The 17,108-nt window shown below is 69.5% G+C and carries 17 protein-coding genes and 1 pseudogene; 9 read left to right on the top strand and 9 right to left on the bottom strand.

All coding sequences use genetic code 11. The features are described 5' to 3' along the window. The first annotated feature begins 113 nt into the window (after positions 1–113). Entirely contained in the window at positions 114–869 is a 756-nt protein-coding gene (locus tag A5713_RS16350) for a YebC/PmpR family DNA-binding transcriptional regulator (RefSeq protein WP_067751758.1), read from the top strand. 20 nt (positions 870–889) lie between these two features. Here the strand turns inward: A5713_RS16350 and A5713_RS16345 are convergent, their stop codons facing one another. The 7 genes from A5713_RS16345 to A5713_RS16315 all read right to left on the bottom strand — a co-directional run bounded on the left by A5713_RS16345 (position 890) and on the right by A5713_RS16315 (position 6,165). Next, on the bottom strand, positions 890–1,924 hold the full coding sequence (locus A5713_RS16345) for a hypothetical protein (RefSeq protein WP_068097117.1): 1,035 nt from the start codon (positions 1,922–1,924) through the stop codon (positions 890–892). Positions 1,925–1,952: 28 nt separating this feature from the next. Next, the gene (locus tag A5713_RS29255; protein WP_231980454.1) at positions 1,953–2,153 is read right to left on the bottom strand and encodes a hypothetical protein; all 201 of its coding nucleotides are present in this window, start codon (positions 2,151–2,153) and stop codon (positions 1,953–1,955) included. Between the two features lie 368 nt (positions 2,154–2,521). Further along, on the bottom strand, positions 2,522–4,120 hold the full coding sequence (locus A5713_RS16335) for a polyamine aminopropyltransferase (protein WP_068097209.1): 1,599 nt from the start codon (positions 4,118–4,120) through the stop codon (positions 2,522–2,524). Beyond that, positions 4,117–4,572, bottom strand: a complete 456-nt coding sequence (locus A5713_RS16330) for a DUF350 domain-containing protein (protein ID WP_067918866.1) — start codon at positions 4,570–4,572, stop codon at positions 4,117–4,119. The genes A5713_RS16335 and A5713_RS16330 overlap by 4 nt, the downstream gene beginning before the upstream one ends. 27 nt (positions 4,573–4,599) lie before the next feature. Then, a complete protein-coding gene (locus tag A5713_RS16325) occupies positions 4,600–5,031 on the bottom strand; it encodes a DUF4247 domain-containing protein (protein WP_068097111.1) in 432 nt (143 codons plus the stop codon). Next, positions 5,028–5,540 carry a DUF2617 family protein gene (locus A5713_RS16320; RefSeq protein WP_067918868.1) on the bottom strand — a complete coding sequence of 171 codons (513 nt, stop codon included), beginning with the start codon at positions 5,538–5,540 and terminating at the stop codon, positions 5,028–5,030. Before A5713_RS16320 ends, A5713_RS16325 begins: the two co-directional genes overlap by 4 nt. Positions 5,541–5,550: 10 nt before the next feature. Further along, positions 5,551–6,165 carry a DUF4178 domain-containing protein gene (locus tag A5713_RS16315; protein WP_068097108.1) on the bottom strand — a complete coding sequence of 205 codons (615 nt, stop codon included), beginning with the start codon at positions 6,163–6,165 and terminating at the stop codon, positions 5,551–5,553. Between the two features lie 181 nt (positions 6,166–6,346). On the opposite strand from A5713_RS16315, the gene ruvC reads away from it, so the two are divergent. From ruvC to A5713_RS16285, 6 genes are all read left to right on the top strand, one after another. After that, positions 6,347–6,901, top strand: a complete 555-nt coding sequence (gene ruvC, locus A5713_RS16310) for a crossover junction endodeoxyribonuclease RuvC (RefSeq protein ID WP_068097105.1) — start codon at positions 6,347–6,349, stop codon at positions 6,899–6,901. Continuing rightward, complete coding sequence (ruvA, locus tag A5713_RS16305) at positions 6,898–7,494, top strand: Holliday junction branch migration protein RuvA (RefSeq protein WP_068097102.1); 597 nt, start codon at positions 6,898–6,900, stop codon at positions 7,492–7,494. The genes ruvC and ruvA overlap by 4 nt, the downstream gene beginning before the upstream one ends. Next, positions 7,491–8,537: a Holliday junction branch migration DNA helicase RuvB gene (ruvB, locus tag A5713_RS16300; protein WP_068097099.1), complete on the top strand. Its 1,047-nt coding sequence runs from the start codon at positions 7,491–7,493 to the stop codon at positions 8,535–8,537. Before ruvA ends, ruvB begins: the two co-directional genes overlap by 4 nt. A gap of 236 nt (positions 8,538–8,773) precedes the next feature. Then, positions 8,774–9,445, top strand: a complete 672-nt coding sequence (locus A5713_RS16295) for a hypothetical protein (protein WP_068097206.1) — start codon at positions 8,774–8,776, stop codon at positions 9,443–9,445. Positions 9,446–9,605: 160 nt separating this feature from the next. After that, positions 9,606–9,989 (top strand): DUF1304 domain-containing protein, encoded by a 384-nt coding sequence (locus tag A5713_RS16290; protein WP_068097095.1) that lies wholly within the window; start codon positions 9,606–9,608, stop codon positions 9,987–9,989. A gap of 131 nt (positions 9,990–10,120) precedes the next feature. Beyond that, positions 10,121–10,807 carry a hypothetical protein gene (locus tag A5713_RS16285; RefSeq protein WP_067918874.1) on the top strand — a complete coding sequence of 229 codons (687 nt, stop codon included), beginning with the start codon at positions 10,121–10,123 and terminating at the stop codon, positions 10,805–10,807. A gap of 60 nt (positions 10,808–10,867) precedes the next feature. On the opposite strand, the gene car is transcribed toward A5713_RS16285, so the two are convergent. Both car and gabT read right to left on the bottom strand, forming a co-directional pair. Then, positions 10,868–14,401 carry a carboxylic acid reductase gene (gene car / locus A5713_RS16280; RefSeq protein ID WP_068097092.1) on the bottom strand — a complete coding sequence of 1,178 codons (3,534 nt, stop codon included), beginning with the start codon at positions 14,399–14,401 and terminating at the stop codon, positions 10,868–10,870. 149 nt (positions 14,402–14,550) lie between these two features. Continuing rightward, positions 14,551–15,891 (bottom strand): 4-aminobutyrate--2-oxoglutarate transaminase, encoded by a 1,341-nt coding sequence (gene gabT, locus A5713_RS16275; RefSeq protein ID WP_068097089.1) that lies wholly within the window; start codon positions 15,889–15,891, stop codon positions 14,551–14,553. Between the two features lie 198 nt (positions 15,892–16,089). Between gabT and yajC the strand changes: the two genes are divergently transcribed. Both yajC and A5713_RS16265 read left to right on the top strand, forming a co-directional pair. Beyond that, positions 16,090–16,431, top strand: a complete 342-nt coding sequence (gene yajC, locus A5713_RS16270; RefSeq protein WP_068097086.1) for a preprotein translocase subunit YajC — start codon at positions 16,090–16,092, stop codon at positions 16,429–16,431. Positions 16,432–16,541: 110 nt separating this feature from the next. Further along, positions 16,542–17,108: pseudogene (locus tag A5713_RS16265) on the top strand (protein translocase subunit SecD); the annotation flags it as partial.

Below are 17,108 nucleotides of genomic sequence, written 5' to 3'. Positions count from 1 at the left end.
AGTGTGGGGCCTATGGACGAATTCGGGGCCGATCACGTACATAAAGCCCACGCTCGACGTGCACGTAGACTCGTCTGGCGAACTTTCGAAGACAGAAGAGGTAAGAGACACCGATGAGCGGCCATTCCAAGTGGGCCACCACCAAGCACCAGAAGGCCGTCAAGGACGCGCGCCGGGGCAAGGAGTTTGCCCGGCTGATCAAGAACATCGAGGTCGCCGCCCGTACCGGGGGCGGGGACCCGGCCGGCAACCCGACCCTCTACGACGCCATCCAGAAGGCGAAGAAGACCTCGGTGCCCAACGACAACATCGAGCGCGCCCGCAAGCGCGGTGCCGGGGAGGAAGCCGGCGGCGCCGACTACCAGACGATCATGTACGAGGGTTACGGGCCCAACGGCGTGGCGGTGCTGATCGAGTGCCTGACCGACAACCGCAACCGCGCGGCCGGTGAGGTTCGGGTGGCGGTGACCCGCAACGGCGGAACCATGGCCGATCCGGGCTCGGTGTCGTATCTGTTCACCCGCAAGGGCGTGGTGACCCTGGAGAAGAACGGGCTGACCGAGGACGACCTGCTGGCCGCCGTGCTGGACGCGGGCGCCGAGGACGTCAACGACCTGGGCGAAAGCTTCGAGATCATCTCGGAGCCAACGGACTTGGTCGCCGTGCGGACCGCCCTGCAGGACGCCGGCATCGACTACGAGTCCGCGGAGGCCAGCTTCCAGCCCTCGGTCAGCGTGCCGGTGGACGTCGACGGCGCCCGGAAGGTGTTCAAGCTCGTCGACGCCCTGGAAGACAGCGACGACGTGCAGAACGTCTGGACCAACGTCGACCTGTCCGACGAGGTTCTGGCCGCCCTCGACGAGGACTGAGGGTCGGCCGGTCGTCGGCATTACGAGGCCAAGTGGAGCTTTTCTGTCAGCGTCATCCAGTCGGCGCCCGAGACGGCATAAGCCGGAGGGTCGTTGATCATGGCCACGTTTTCGCCCCATAGGAATCGCTGCTTCAGCCCGCTGAAGTCCCGGCATCCGATGGTCAGTGGTTGGGAACCGGGAACGCCAAGGGTCACAGCGGGCATCGTGGAAAAGTACTGGCCGGCAACATCGTCGAGCCGGTAGGTGGCCCTGGTCGCGGTCACCTGCGAGAGCGATGCCGAGGCGGTAAGCGCGTTGCTGTCCGCGTCGATCACCCGGATCGTGTCGTCATCGACGTCGACGAACAGCTGCGGCTGTGACAGGGATTGCGTCAATCGCTGTTTCTTCATCAGCGCGAACGGCCCCATCTGCTGGATCAACAAAGGGTTCGGAAACAGCACACAGCGAACCGGATCCCCCGGTGCGGGTTCGCCCACAGCCAAGCCGCGCCAGCGGCCGCTCAGGGACAACATCGCGACGAACTCCGGCTGGGACAACCAGGCGTCGACGAGCGGCGCCGGCGGGGCACTGAGCGGTGTCGTCGGTCCAACGCGACAGCCGCGTCCGCCGAGAATGAATCGGTGGCGGCCCCGTCGCAGATGAAGCGCCAGCCCCGTACTCGCCCACAGGCCTAGCTGGGCGTCAGCGAATGAGTAGAAATCGCCCCGACCCCCGTCGATCGTGAGCCCCTCGGGTGTGACGTCCAGGTGGTACTTGCGGCGCCATCGCCAAAGGAACAGGGCGCCGAGGGCGAACCCCAAAACGGCCAACAACGCCAGCCAGCCGTAGGCGATCACCGGGCCGGGAACGTTCGGGAGGGACCGGTGGGAGCCGCGCGAGTTGCCAAAGGTGCGTCCAACCATCATCAGCACGACACTCAAAACGATCGCCCAAAAGCCGATCTGGATGTAGATCGTCGCGCGCTTGCCGGTCAGTTTGGCCCAATTGGGCGAGTAGATCGAGCAGGACGCCACGAACGGGCGCGACGCGGGAGACCGTTCGTTGATGCTCATGTCGACTCCTTGCTCTCCCGTCACCGGCTTATCCGTGGAACCCCGGGTCATAGTGCGGCGGCACGGGGCACCAACCCGGGCCGCAATTCACGCCCGAGGGATTGTCGGGCGGCGGATTGTCGCCGTCCCAGGTGTGTGAACTTTGCAGCGTCGGCTGTCCGCTGAGCGCGATCCGCGGAACGTTGCCCCACCCGTCGGCGACGATGTACCACGTGTGGCACACAGACATATCCCAGACGTAGTTCTGTGCGACACCGCGGGACGAATTCGGCCCGCTCGGCCACTCCATGGACTGCCCTGGACACCACGTGAACGGGCCCTTATTGGCATACGCGATGCCCTGGGTCAGTCCGATGCCTGCGATTGCAAGGCCGGCTGAGAGAAGCAGGCCGGCCGCGGCCCGCAACATTTTTCTGGCGATATCCATGTGCGTTCCTTCGGCTTGCGTCCGGCGGGTCGCCTAGGTGGCGTCGCTTTGCAAGTACACCGGTAGCGGTGGGCTACCGATGCCAACACCAGAAACCGCGAGATGTCCGGCGCTCGCTGCTCAGTGTGCGCCGCGAGACGCGAAAAAGCGCCGGCGAAGTTTGAAACGCCCTAGTCGTACCCGTGCCGCATGTCGTCGACGATGCGCGGATTGTCCAGCGTCGACGGGTCCAAAGCGCGGGGCCGGGTGTCGTCGGGAAACACTGTGGCGGCGTCGAGCACGTGCTGGTTGAGGAAGCGCAGCGGCGGCGCGTTGGGCGGCACGACGGGCGTGGGGGCGCCGCCCCCGCGGCGCGCCAGGACGAAACCCCAGTCGCCGAACGTCGGCACGTACACGTGGTACGGCGTCACCGTGTAGCCGGCCGCCCGGATCGAGGAGGCGGTGCGCCAGAACGCCGTCTGCGTCGAGAACGGGCTGCCCGACTGCACCACCATGAGGCCGTCGGCGGCCAGCGCGTGCCCGATGAGCGCGTAGAACTCGGTCGAATAGAGCCGGCCCAGGACCGGGGTGTCGGGGTCGGGAAGGTCGACGATGACGGCGTCGAAGCCCCCGGCCGGGATGACGTCCGGGTGCGGTGCGCGCAGCCAGCGCATCGCGTCGTCGATCACCACCTTGACCCGCGGGCTGTCCAGCGAACCGCCGTTGGCCGCGCGCATGGTGGTGCGCGCCAGCTGGATCACCGCGGGGTCGAGCTCCACCTGCACGATGTCGGTGATGCCCGGCTGCCGCAGCAGTTCGCGGGCCACCAGGCCGTCGCCGCCACCCAGCACGAGGACGGATCGGGCGCCGGCCCCGAGCGCGGGGTAGACCAGGCTTTCGGTGTAGCGGTACTCGTCGCGGGTGGAGAACTGCAGGCCGCCGTCGAGGTAGAGGCGCATGTCGTTCCCGCGCTGGGTCACCACGATCTCCTGATACGCCGAGTGCCGGTAGGCGATGATCGGGTCGGCGTAGAGCCGCTGGCGGCTCGTCGTCTCGATGTCGGCCGAACGCGCCAGCAGCGTGGCCAACAGCGCGAGCGCCGCGGCCAGCGCGCACAGCGCCGCCAGCAGCTGCCTCCTCGATACGATCGGGCGCAGCACGAACACCGCCACAACCGCCGCGGCCAGCAGGTTGACGATGCCGGTGGCCGCCGCGCCGCGGATCATGCCCAGCTGCGGCAGCAGCAGGAACGGCCAGACCAGCCCGCCCAGCAACGCGCCGAGGTAGTCGGCGGCGTTGAGGTTGGCCAGGGTCCGGCCGGTGTCGGGAGCCTGGTCTTTTTCGGGGCGTACCCGCCCCTGTTGCAGCATGGTCATCAGCAGCGGCACCTCGGCGCCGACCAGCCCACCGATCAGGGCGGTGCCCACCGCCAGCATCCACATCGACTCGTCGTCGATGAAGGCGAACACCGTGTAGAGCGCCGCGGCCGACAAGCCGCCGACGATGCTCAGCAGCACCTCCACCGCGATGAATGCCATGGCCGCGTGCGCCAGCAGCGGCTTGATCACCAGGGCGCCTAGGCCGAGCGCGGCGATGTAGCCCGCGACGATCAGCGACGTGGCGACGATCCCGCCGCCGTTGAGGCTCGCCGCCAGCGTGAGCAGCGCGAGCTCGTAGACGATCCCGGACGCCGCGCACGCCGCGACCGCGGCCAGCAGCACGGCCCGCCAGCGCAGCGAGGAATCCGCGGGCCGGCGCACTTCCGGCGCCGGCAGATCAACCGATGTCATGACACGGCGGCGGCCGTGACACATCCCACCGCGAGCAGGATCAGCGCCACCGCGAACGATCCCGGATGCAGCTCCGGCTCGTCGACGTGCTCGTGGAAGCTGCCCGGGATCAGCAGATGCATTGCCACCAAAGCAATTCCGAGCAGGATCACGCCCATCAGCCCGTACACCGCCACGCCGACCAGCCCCTGACCCAGCTGGCTATAGCTGTTCGCGATGGCGGTGACGATGACGACGGTCAGGGCGATGTACATCGCGCCCGCGATGACCACGGCGTTGGGCCGACGGTCGATGAACACCAGTCGGCGCAGATTGCCGGGGGTCAACACGTCGACCGCGAAGAACCCGACGAGAAGTACCGCCATGCCGACACAGAAGTACAGGATCGTCGCGACTGCGCCTCTCAGGACGGGATTGAGGTCGACGGTGCCGATCTCGACGGCGAGGTACATGGTTCTCTCCTTTGTGGTGGTGGGCCGTCACTTGGTTCCGCCGGGGCCACCCGGGGTGCCCCCGGCGCCGCCCGAGGGGGAGCCGGGGGTGAAGCCGGGGCCGAGGAAGATGAAGGCGCCGTGGCTGTATCCGGCGTTCAGGCCCTCCACGCGGATGCTGCACGGGCGGTTGCCGTCGGGGCCGACGATCACGATGTTGTTGCTGTAGCGCAGGTACTCGTTGTCGCCGTTGGCGGCGCGGGCCTGGGGCGCCTCGTATTCGGCGAGCGTGTCGGCCACGTCGTCGGGGGAACCGCTGCACTCGTAGCGCGTCCCGTTCGCGTCGTGGGCGTACTCGTGGTAGTGGCCGGCGATGTAGGACCCGATGTTCTTCTGCAGCAAGATGATTCCGGGCACCAGGCAGGCGACGGCGGCCACCGCGAGCGCGCCCGCGATCGCGAACAGGCGGTTGCGGCTCATGGATGCCACCGGCTCGCCGTGTGCACCACCATGCCGCCCGACGCCACCCGGGCGGCCGGATACAGGTGCCAGGTCTGCCAGCGCCAGCCGGCACCGTCGGCCTCGGCGGCCAACGCGGTCAGCGCGGCGTCGTCACCGGGAAAAGAGCCGCCGAGCCAACCCTTTTCGCGCGCGCACCGGTCACGGAGATCACCGGCAATGCGGCGGAAGGTCGCCTCGCCGTACGTGTCGGTGCGGGATTCCAGGGAGTAGCCGGCGGTGGCCGTGCGCTCCGGCAGGTCGACGCCGTGGCCGCGCGCCGTGCAGGAGACCTCCTCGGAGAACCGGCCCGCGGCGTGCTCCACCGTGACGACGTGCGAGGCGCCGAGGACCCCGAGCAGCAGCGCGCCGCCGGCGGGGTGGGCCAGCAGGCAGGTCGCCAGGGGTGGCGGTGCGGGCGCGTTGAGGGCGAGCCCGAGGTTTTCGCCCGAGACGTCCGAAGGCGCTACGGCGAGCTGGTGAAGCGGCACCGACGCGCTCCTAGGAGGACGGGGAGAGCGGGGGCGCGGGATACACCGTCAGCTCGCCGGTCAGCACCGGCTTGCCGGTCGACACCTCCCACGGCGTGCCCGGTGCCCAGCGTTCGAACGAGAGCAGCGCGGACTCGTCGGAGTTGGCGCAGTCGACGAACTCCATCTCGCCGCCCGCCGGCAGACCCGTGGTGCCCTCCGTGGTGAACGAGGCGCGACCGCGTTCGGACTCGTGAAACGTCACCCCGTCGACGACATATTGGTCACCCGGCTGCAGCCGGACGTCCTTGCGGCTGACCCACATCGCCAGCTCGAGGCGCCCGTCGTCCTCCTCGACGCTGAACCAGATCGGCTGGTCGCCGCCCTCCAGCAGGTGCTCCCACCACACGAACGGGCCCTCGCGGTACGTCACCGACCCGCGCACCACGTAGTCGACTCCGCCGTAGCTGACGATGGCGCCCGGGCCGAGCTGGCGGGGGCCGAACTCCGGCATCGCGTTGAACGAGAGCGGGTCCTGACGTCCCCGGGGCGGGCCCGGCTGCTTGGGACGTCGCAAAGCGATGACGAGCACCACGATGGACGCGATGAACAGCACGATCGCGATAATGACCAGCAGTGATCCCACGCGAGCCCTTCCGTTGCCACCTTGCTCGAGCGAACGTCGGCTAAAGCTAACAGCTTTTCGGCGGATTCGGCGCTGGAACCTCCCGGCCGGGAATTGGGCGCTGCCGCCGCGTGTCCTCCGCGAGCCGGTCGGTCCCGCCCGCTAGGGTATCGAACAGCTGTTCTACAGGTGGGAGCGGGCAATGCGGGTGATGGGCGTCGACCCCGGGCTGACCCGATGCGGGCTGTCGGTCGTGGAAGCCGGGCGCGGGCGCAACGTGGTCGCGCTGGACGTCGACGTGGTGCGAACCCCCTCGGACGCGCCGCTGGCCAAGAGGTTGCTGGCCATCAGCGATGCCGTGGAGCACTGGCTGGCCACCCATCAGCCGGACGTCGTGGCGATCGAGCGGGTGTTCTCCCAGCTGAACGTGTCGACGGTGATGGGCACCGCGCAGGCCGGCGGGGTGGTCGCGCTGGCGGCGGCCAAGCGTGGCATCGACGTGCACTTCCACACCCCCAGCGAGGTCAAGGCCGCCGTGACCGGCAACGGCGGCGCGGACAAGGCCCAGGTCACCGCGATGGTCACGAAAATCCTTGCGCTGCAAGCCAAGCCGACGCCGGCCGACGCCGCCGACGCGCTGGCCCTGGCGATCTGTCATTGCTGGCGCGCGCCGATGCTGGCCCGGATGGCCGCCGCCGAGGCGCTGGCCGAACAGCAGCGGCACAAGTATCTGGCCAGACTGAAGGCCGCCCGATGATCGCCTCGGTGCGCGGCGAGGTGCTCGAGGTGGCGCTCGATCACGCGGTGATCGAGGCCGCCGGCGTCGGCTACCGGGTGAACGCGACGCCGTCGACGCTGGCGACGCTGCGCACGGGCACCGAGGCCCGGTTGATCACCGCGATGGTGGTGCGCGAGGACTCGCAGACGCTGTACGGGTTTCCAGACTCCGAGACCCGCGACCTGTTCCTGACCCTGCTGACGGTGTCGGGCGTCGGGCCCCGGCTGGCGATGGCGACGCTGGCCGTGCACGACGCCGCGGCGCTGCGGCAGGTGCTGCACGACAGTGATGTCGCCGCCCTGACCCGGGTTCCCGGTATCGGGAAACGCGGCGCCGAGCGGATGGTGCTCGAGCTGCGCGACAAGGTCGGCGCGGTGACGGCCGCACCGGGCGGCGCGTCGGTGGTGAACGGGCACGCGGTGCGGGGACCGGTGGTGGAGGCCCTGGTCGGCCTCGGCTTCCCGGTCAAACAGGCCGAAGAGGCCACCGACAAGGTGTTGGCCGCCGAGCAGGACGCGACGACGTCCGGTGCCCTGCGCGCCGCCCTGTCGCTGCTGGGCAAGTCGAAATGACGGACGACTTCGCCGACCGCGAGCTGTCCCCGGCGCTGGCCGTCGGGGAGGGGGACATCGACGTCAGCCTGCGGCCGCGTTCGCTGCGGGAGTTCATCGGCCAGCCCCGGGTGCGCGAACAGCTGCAACTGGTGATCGAGGGGGCCAAGAACCGCGGCAGCACCCCCGATCACATCCTGCTGTCGGGTCCGCCCGGGCTGGGCAAGACGTCGCTGGCCATGATCATCGCCGCCGAACTCGGGTCGTCGTTGCGGGTGACGTCGGGTCCCGCGCTGGAACGCGCCGGTGACCTGGCCGCCATGCTGTCCAACCTGGTCGAGCACGACGTGCTGTTCATCGACGAGATTCACCGCATCGCCCGGCCCGCCGAGGAAATGCTGTATCTGGCCATGGAGGACTTCCGGGTCGACGTGGTGGTGGGCAAGGGTCCCGGGGCGACGTCGATACCGCTGGAGGTGGCGCCCTTCACCCTGGTCGGCGCCACCACCCGCTCCGGCGCGCTGACCGGGCCGCTGCGCGACCGGTTCGGCTTCACCGCACACATGGACTTCTACGAGCCGGCCGAGCTGGAGCGCGTGCTGGCCCGCTCCGCCGGCATCCTGGGCATCGAGCTGGGCGCCGAGGCCGCCGAGGAGATCGCCCGCCGCTCGCGCGGCACGCCGCGCATCGCCAACCGGCTGCTGCGCCGGGTCCGGGACTTCGCCGAGGTCCGCGCCGACGGGGTGATCACCCGCGACGTCGCGAAGGCCGCGCTGGCGGTCTACGACGTCGACGAACTCGGCCTGGACCGGCTGGACCGGGCGGTGTTGTCGGCGCTGACCCGCAGCTTCGGCGGCGGGCCGGTCGGGGTGTCGACGCTGGCGGTGGCCGTGGGCGAGGAGGCCACCACCGTCGAGGAGGTGTGCGAGCCGTTCCTGGTCCGCGCCGGGATGGTCGCGCGTACGCCCCGCGGCCGGGTGGCCACCGCCCAGGCGTGGACGCACCTGGGCATGAGCCCGCCGCCGGGGGTCACGGGGCTGGGGCAACCGGGCCTGTTCGACTAGCGGACCCGACCATTACCAAATCGTGACCTGTCGGACGAGCAAGTCCTCAAAGGCCCGCCGAGCGCGCGGTTCGGCCCGCTCAGGCCATCGCCACCACGGGTAATCGGGCGCGGGACACCTTCGGCGCGGCCGCCGCGGGGTCGCACAGCAAACACCTAGGTGGTCCGCAGTCGGTTACGTGCGGTCCGGCAGGGGTAACCAGGGTCACAGCAGCAATACCTGTGAAGGAGATTCTGATGAGGACCACGCGCCACGACTACGAACGCCCTCGCGCGCTGTACATGCCACGTACCCGCGGCGCGCTGACCGGGCTACTCCTTGTTCTTCTCGGCGCCTGGGGGGCGCTGGTGCCGTTCTTCGGGGCCAACGTCGACTGGGCCTACATGTCCGACCCGGCATGGACCTGGACCACGGCCAAGGGTTGGCTCGAGGTGCTCCCCGGCGCCGCGGCCGCGGTGGGCGGCCTGCTGGTGCTGCTCTCCGGCAACCGCGCGAATGCGGTGTTGGGTGGCTGGCTGGCGGTCGTTGCCGGCGCCTGGTTCATCGTCGGCCGCGCGTTCGCGCCGACGCTGGGCATCGGCGACGTCGGGCAACCGATGGCCGCGACGGACGTGAAACGTGCCCTGCTCGAGATCACCTGCTTCACCGGCCTGGGGGCATTGATCGTGTTCCTGGGCGGGGCGGCCGTGGGGCGCCTGGCGGTGCGGCATGCGCGCGACGTCGTGGTGACGGAACCGGCGATGGCGGCCGGCGCCGTGCCGGCGGGTGAACCGGCCATGTACGACGAGACGCGCGGCGTGACCGCGGCGCGGACGGACCGGGCGGCGGCTGAGCCCCGCGGGCACGGCTTCTTCGGCCGGCGCGCCGGCGGCGGCTTGTTCCACCGGCACCACCACGCCGGCGTGTAGTGCGGTAACAGTCACGCGAGGGGCGTCGGTAGCGCTGAGCTACCGGCGCCTTTTCGCGTTGGGACGGCCCGGGCAACCGCAAGTCGGTAAAGTCCACCGGCACGCCGAGACACGCGGATGCCTGCGTCGCGCCGCAGGCCTCGACCGACGAGGAGGAGCGATGCTCACTGCCGGCCTGATATTCGCCGCACTCGCGGCGTTACTGCACGTGTACATCTTCGTGATGGAATCGTTGACCTGGACCTCGCCGCGCACCCGCGCCGCATTCGGCACCACGGCCGAGGAGGCCGAGACCACCAAGCTGCTGGCGTTCAACCAAGGCTTCTACAACTTGTTCCTGGCGGTCGTGACCGGAGTCGGCGTCGTCGCGATTGCCTTGCGGCACAACGCCGTTGGCGCGGCGTTGACCTTCGCCGGCGTCGGGTCGATGGCCGCGGCCGCGGTGGTGCTGCTGTTGTCCGCGCCGGACAAGGCGCGGGCGGCGGTGAGCCAGGGCGCCTTTCCGGCCGTCGCGATCGTGCTCTTGCTCCTCGCGCTCCACTAGTAACACCGGCCTCACCAGCCCCAATGGCCTCGGGGGGCGGTGGCTTTCGCGCGCCCCATGGGTTACGACTGGAAAACGCCGGGTACCCATCTCCGGCCGGAAATAGGCCCGGTATTCAACGAGGGGATGTCATGAAATACGCAGAAGACGGCCAATCCCGCGGGCTGAGCATGCCTCGCTCGCGTGGCGCGGTCAGCGGATTGCTCCTGGTCATCTTGGGAGCCTGGGGGGCGTTAATACCGTTTGTCGGACCGCGCTTCAACTTCGCCTACACACCCGACCGGGAGTGGGCATGGAGTACGGCCCGGGGGTGGCTCGAGGTCCTGCCGGGAGCCGCGACCGTGCTGGGCGGTCTGTTGTTGATCGTCGCCGGAAATCGGGTGGCGGCGATGCTGGGCGGTTGGCTGGCGGTGCTGGCCGGCGCCTGGTTCGTCGTCGGTGGTCAGCTCGCGCCGCTGTTGGGCATCGGCTCCGCCGGTGACCCGGTCGCCGCCACCGAACGCAAGCGCGCGGTGTTGGAGGTCACCTATTTCTCCGGCCTGGGTGCGCTGATCATCTTCGTGGCCGGTGTGGCGTTGGCGCGCACCGCCGTGCGCCTGGCGCGCGACGTGCAGCCGTTGGCGCCGGCGGGCGCCGCGGCGGCGCCGGGCGTCGCGCCGTACCGGGATTCGGCGTACGAGCCGGCCGAGGTTTCCTCGGGCGCGCTGACCAAGCCGCGCTCGGCGGCCGACCCGGAACCGAAGCGGGGGTGGCGTCGCCAACGCTCGGCGTCGGGAGCCAACGCCGCGTACCTGCGCTGGCCGCACCCGCAGCAGTAACGCGTACACAAAGGGCAATCGCCCAGCCCCGTCGGGGCTGGGCGATTGCTTTCTGGCGCTTTACAGCAGTCCGAGCAGCTGCAGGTCGGTGACGTACTTGACGATGACCGGCGCCGAGACATGGGGGATGTCTTTGTCGGGGCCGATCTTCGCCTCCTGCACCGCGGCGCGGAAGCGGTCGGTCGGTGCCATCGACCCGTTGATCGGCTTCTCGGGCTTCTGGTAGTTGTGCAGCAGCGGCAGCAGCGAGTACTGGCGTTGCCGCTCGGGCAGCGTCCGCATCGCCTGTTCGAACCGCCGCAGCCAGTCGCCGTAGTCGGCAATGCGCTGGATCCCGTAGCCGGCGTCGATCAGCCAGTCGACGTACTCGTCGAGACCGATGCCATCGTCGTACGGGTTCATCACGTGGTACGTCTGGAAACCGTCACCTCCGGGGACGTTGTCCAGCACCTGCGTGCCCAGCGTGGAGATCGACGAGGCGACGAACTCCACCGGCAGGCCGTCGTAGTGCGAACGCCGGCGGTTGCCCTCTGCGTCCAGTTCGTAGAACGAGCCGGGCGCGACACCGGTGGCGACCAGGCTCAGCATCAGCCGGGTGAACATGTCCGGCAGGTTGAGCTGTCCCGCATAGGTGGTGTCGGCCAGGATCATGTCGCAGCGGAACACCGCGACGGGCAGGCCGCACAGGTCGTGGGCCTCGCGCAGCAGCACCTCGCCGGCCCACTTGCTGTTGCCGTAGCCGTTGGCGTAGTTGTCGTTGATCGCCCGCGTCGCGCTGATCTGGCGGATGTCGGCGTCCTCGACGAACTGGCCCGGCGTGATCTGGTCGCCGACACCGATCGTCGACACGTAGGTGTAGGGCTTCAGCTTGGTGGTCAGCGCGATCCGGATCAGTTCGGCGGTGCCCAGCGCGTTGGGACCGAACAGCTCGCTGTACGGCAGCACGTGGTTGACCAGCGCGGCCGGGTCGACGATCAGGTCGACGGTGTCCGCGAGCCGCTGCCAGGTCTGCTGGTCGAGGCCCAGGTTGGCCTCGCCCTTGTCGCCGGCGATGACCTCCAGGTGGTCGGCGGCCAGTTCCTGGTAGTGCGCCACGAGCTTCGGGTCGCCCTGGGGAGAGCCGACGCCGAAGGTGTTGTCCAGCCGCGCGCGCGCCTCGTCGTCGGACTTGGCGCGCACCAGGGCGATCACCTTGCCGTCCACCAGGTCCATGCGCTCGAGCCACTCCAGCGCCAGGTAGCGGCCCAGGAAGCCGGTGGCGCCGGTCAGCAGCACCGTGCGCACCTCGGCGGCGGGGTTGGGCAGGCTGGGCGCGGCGGCCAGCGTCTCGGCCTCGAGGAACTTGTCCAGGGTGAGGTCGCCGGCGCGCACTGTGGTGGCATCGCGCCCGTGCACGGCGGCGAACGTGGGCCGCTTGGTGCCCTGGCGCTCGCCCTCGATGTAGCGGGCGATGGCCTGCAGGTCGCTGGCCGGGCTGACGATGACGCCCACCGGCACGTCGACGTCGAAGATCTCGCGCAACAGATTGCCGAATGTCAACGCCGACAACGAGTCTCCGCCGAGATCGGTGAAATGTGCGTCCGGGGTCAGCTCGGTGCCCGCCGTGCCGAGCATGGCCGCGGCGGCCCGGCTCACGGTCGCCAGCACGGGCGCGTCGGCGCCGTTGCGGCGCAGTTCGGCCAGCTCGTTGGCCTGCCCCTCGGCGAGCTCGGCGTAAAGCTGCTCGAGCCGCTCGCCGTAGTGCTGCTTCAGCTTCGGCCACGCCAGCTTGCGGATCCCGGTCAGCAGACCGTTCTCCAGGCTGAACGGTGTGGTCTCGACAATGAAGTCGCGCGGCACCTCGTAGGACTGCAGGCCGGCCTGACGCGCGACGTTCTGCAGCGAGTCGGCGATCTTCCCCTTGAGCGTGTCCAGGTCCCAGCGGGCCAGGGCCTCTTCGGTCGGCACGACGACGGCCAGCAGATAGGGCTGCGCGCTGTTGCCGTAGACGTAGATCTGGCGCACCAGCGGGCTGTTGCCGAACTCGGCCTCCAGCTTGGCCAGGGTCACGAATTCGCCCTGCGCCAGCTTCAGCACGTTGTTGCGGCGGTCGACGTACACCAGCTTGTCGGGTGCGACCTCGGCGAACACGTCGCCGGTCCGGTAGTAGCCGTCCTCGTCGAACACGTTGGCGGTGGTCTCGGCCCGCTTGTAGTAGCCGGGGAACATGTTCTCGGTCCGCAGCAACAGCTCACCGCGCGGGTAGGGCCGGTCGGTGCTGAAGTAACCCAGGTCGGGCACGTCGACGAGCTTGTAGTCGATCACCGGCGGCCGCTGGATCTCGCCGTCGAACAGCACCATCCCGGCCTCGGTCGAGCCGTAGCCGTCCCTCAGGTGCATCTCGAGCAGTGACTCGACCCAGGTGCGCAACTCCGGGGAGGTGGGCGCCGAGCCCGTCATCGCGAAGATGAACCGCCCGCCCAGCAGGTACTGCCGCTGCTCAGCGAGCACCTCCGCTGCGACCGCCTGGCGGTCGGCGCCTTCCGACAGCCGCCGCTCGACCTGGCGCTGGAACTCGCCGAACAGGGTCTCCCAGATGCGCGGCACGAAGTTCAGCTCGGTGGGCCGCACCAGCTCGAGGTCTTCCAGCAGCGTCGAGAGGTCGCTCTTGGCCGCGAAGTAGGCGGTGCCGCCGTTGCCGAGCGTGCCGTAGAGGATGCCGCGGCCCATGACGTGGCTCATCGGCATGAAGTTGAGGGTGATCGACGCGGCGCTCTCCCCGAACCAGTTCCTGCTGCCCCGGCGCCAGATCTTGGCGACGTTGCTCTGGGGGTACATCGCGCCCTTGGGCGCGCCGGTGCTGCCGGAGGTGTAGATGAGCAGGGCCAGCGGGTCGGGCTCCTCGCTGGTCGGCAGCGGCGCTTCCGGCAGCGCCTTGCCGCGCTCGAGGACCTCGGTCAGCGTCTCCACCACCACGCCGGCATCCGCCAGTCCCGCGCGTGCGGTTTCCAGCGCCTCGCGCTCGTCGTCGACCTCGGGGTGGTAGTCGAACACCACCAGCTTCGCGGGCCGGTGACCGCTGAGGATCAGCTCGACCGCATCGGGCAGCTGGTTGGCGCTGGCCGCGATGACGGTGGGCTCGGTCTCGGTCACGATCGGCTGCAGCGAGGTCAGCGACGCGCTGGTCTGCAGCGGGACCGAGATTGCGCTGATCGTCGCCAGCGCCATGTCGATGGTGGCGTAGTCGACGCTATTGAAGCCCAGCACGCAGACCCGGTCACCGACGTGCACCTCGTCGTTCGCCCAGGCGCGGCCGAGCGCCGCGACCCGCTCGCCAAGCTGACGGTAGGTGATGGTCTCGAAGCGGGGGAGCAGCTCGAGCCTGGTGCGCCCGGTCGCCGGGTCCGCGACGTACTCCGCCGCCCGGTGCGCGAGCGCCGGCCGGTCCGCATATCCCTCCATCACGGTCCGGATGACGTCCGGGAGTCGCATCCCCGGGGTCTCCAAGGCCGCTTCGACGGCCGGGTCCGGGCGCGCGGCGGCGAACTGCGGGTCGTTTGCGGTCAGGTCCTCGATGCGGCGCTCGAGCCGCTCGTCGTGGTTGATTGTCGACATAAACAATTCCCTCGCAATGAAAGATAGTGAGTAGTTTGGCGCCAACGCGCTAACGGATAGAACGTTAGCTAAAGTAATGGTATTCCACCATGACCGTGCCCCGGCCGGTGTTGTGAGATTGCCCACGCCACCCGATCGAATCCCCGGTTCTAGAGGTCGCCGAGCAGCCCGCCCAACACGTCGAGCCCCTCGCTCAGCAGCTCGTCGCTGATCGTCAGCGGCGGCAGGAGCCGGATGATGTTGCCGAACATGCCGCAGGTCAACACGACGACCCCGGCCGCGTGGGCGGCGGTGGACAGTTTCCGAGTGAGCTCGGCATCGGGCTCGGCCGACCCGGACTTCACCAACTCGATGGCGATCATGGCGCCCCGACCGCGCACATCGCCGATGCGGTCATCGCCGGCCTGCAGGCGCAACAGCGGTTCGGTGATCAGCCGTTCCAGCTGTTGGGCACGCTCGATCAGTCCGTCACTTTCGATCGTGTTGATGGTGGCCAGTGCGGCCGCACAAGCGACTGGGTTGCCGCCGAATGTGCCCCCCAAACCGCCGACGTGCGATGCATCCATGATCTGCGCGCGCCCGGTCACCGCCGACAGCGGCAGCCCGTCGGCGATGCCTTTGGCCGTGCAGATCAGGTCGGGTTGGATGCCCTCGTGTTCGCACGCGAACATCGCGCCGGTGCGCGCGAACCCGGTCTGCACCTCGTCGGCGATGAACACCACGTCGTTGTTGCGGCACCAGTCGAGCAGGGCGGGCAGGAATCCCTCGGCGGGCACGATGAACCCGCCCTCGCCGGCGATCGGCTCGATGATCACGGCGGCGAGGCTGTCGGCGCCGACCTGGCTCTCGATCACGTCGATCGCCCGGGCGGCGGCCTTCTCGCCGTCGGTCGCCAGCTCCTTGTCGAGCAGCCCGTCCCGGTAGGGGTAGGACACGGGGGCGCGATAGACCTCCGGCGCGAAGGGGCCGAAGCCGCTCTTGTACGGCTTGGACTTGGCGGTCAGCGCCATCGCCAGGTTGGTGCGGCCGTGGTAGGCGTGGTTGAACGCCACGACGGCGGGCTTGCGGGTGTGGGACCGGGCGATCTTGACGGCGTTCTCGACCGCCTCGGCGCCGGAATTGAACAACACCGTGCGCTTCTCGCCGGAGCCCGGCGTGATCCGGTTGAGCTCTTCGGCGACGGCGATGTACTGCTCGTACGGCACGACCATGAAGCACGTGTGGGTGAACTCGGCGACCTGCGCGCGCACCGCCTCCACCACCCGGGGCGAGGAGTTGCCGACGGTCGTCACCGCGATGCCGGAAGCCAGGTCGATGAGCCGGTTGCCGTCGACGTCCTCGATGATGCCGCCGAACGCGCGCGCGACGAACACCGGCAGCGAGACGTTGACCCCGTGCGACACCGCCGCCGCGCGGCGTTTGGTGAGTTCGAGCGAAGCGGGACCGGGGATTTCGGTGACCAGCTGGCGGGTCTGCTCGAGGCCGGCCACGATTTTCTCCTCACCGCGGCGCGCCTGTCACGTCGCGACCCAAGCCTATCCGGCCGGGCTTCGACGGGCCTCCCGTGCACCGCGGGGCTCGGGTGCGACCTGCGGCAATGGCACACTGGCCGTAACGAGGTGCGCGGCCCGCGGGTCGTCCCGGCACCAAATGCCCTTCGATGCCACTACGAAAAGACAGGCCCGTTCATGGAGAGTTTGATCCTGTTCCTGCCCTTCCTGCTGATCATGGGCGGGTTCATGTACTTCGCGTCGCGACGCCAGAAGCGCGCGATGCAGGCGACCATCGACCTGCACGAGTCGTTGCGGCCGGGCGACCGCGTGCACACGACGTCGGGCTTGGAGGCGACGGTCGTCGCGATCACCGACGACACCGTCGACCTGGAGATCGCGCCCGGTGTGGTGACGACGTGGATGAAGCTGGCCATCCGCGATCGGATCCTGCCCGATGACGACGAAGACCTGGCCGGCGCCGACGACTCCGACGACCTGGCGGAATTCGACGAGGGCCACCTGCCCAGGGAATCCTGACGCGAATCCCGGTCCGACGCCGCGGCGCCGGACCGCTTGCGCGACGGGCGCGTGCACGACACTAGGCTCAGTCCGGGGTAAGAACCGATACTCGAGGAGATAGAAGGAACGTGGCATCGTCTTCGGCGCCGGTGCACCCTGCCCGCTACCTGTCGGTCTTCTTGTTGCTGCTTGTCGGCGTGTATCTGCTGGTCTTCCTGACCGGGGACAAGCGCGCCGCCCCCAAGCTCGGCATCGACCTGCAGGGTGGCACCCGCGTCACGCTGACCGCACGCACGCCGGACGGGTCGCGCCCGAGCCGCGACGCGCTGGCCCAGGCGCAGCAGATCATCAGCGCGCGGGTCAACGGGCTGGGCGTCTCGGGCTCGGAGGTCGTGGTCGACGGCGACAACCTGGTCATCACCGTGCCGGGAAACGACGGCAACGAGGCCCGCAACCTCGGGCAGACCGCCCGGCTGTACATCCGCCCGGTGCTCAACTCGATGCCGGCGCAGGCGGTCCAGCCCAAGCCCGCCCCGAAAGCGCCGCCGCCCGGCCAGGCGCCGCCGCCGGGCCAGCCGGCACCCTCGGGCCAGCCGGCACCCGGGATGGCGCCGCCCCCGGGCCAGGCGCCGCCCGCGGGTCAGCCCGCGCCGGCTCAGCCCGCCCCGCCGCGCGGCCGCCCGTCTGCGCAACCG

The organism is Mycobacterium sp. E2497, from assembly GCF_001668695.1.
GTDB lineage: Bacteria > Actinomycetota > Actinomycetes > Mycobacteriales > Mycobacteriaceae > Mycobacterium.
Note: the sequence above shows the minus strand (reverse complement) of the source record. Positions and strands in the feature narration are given on the sequence as shown.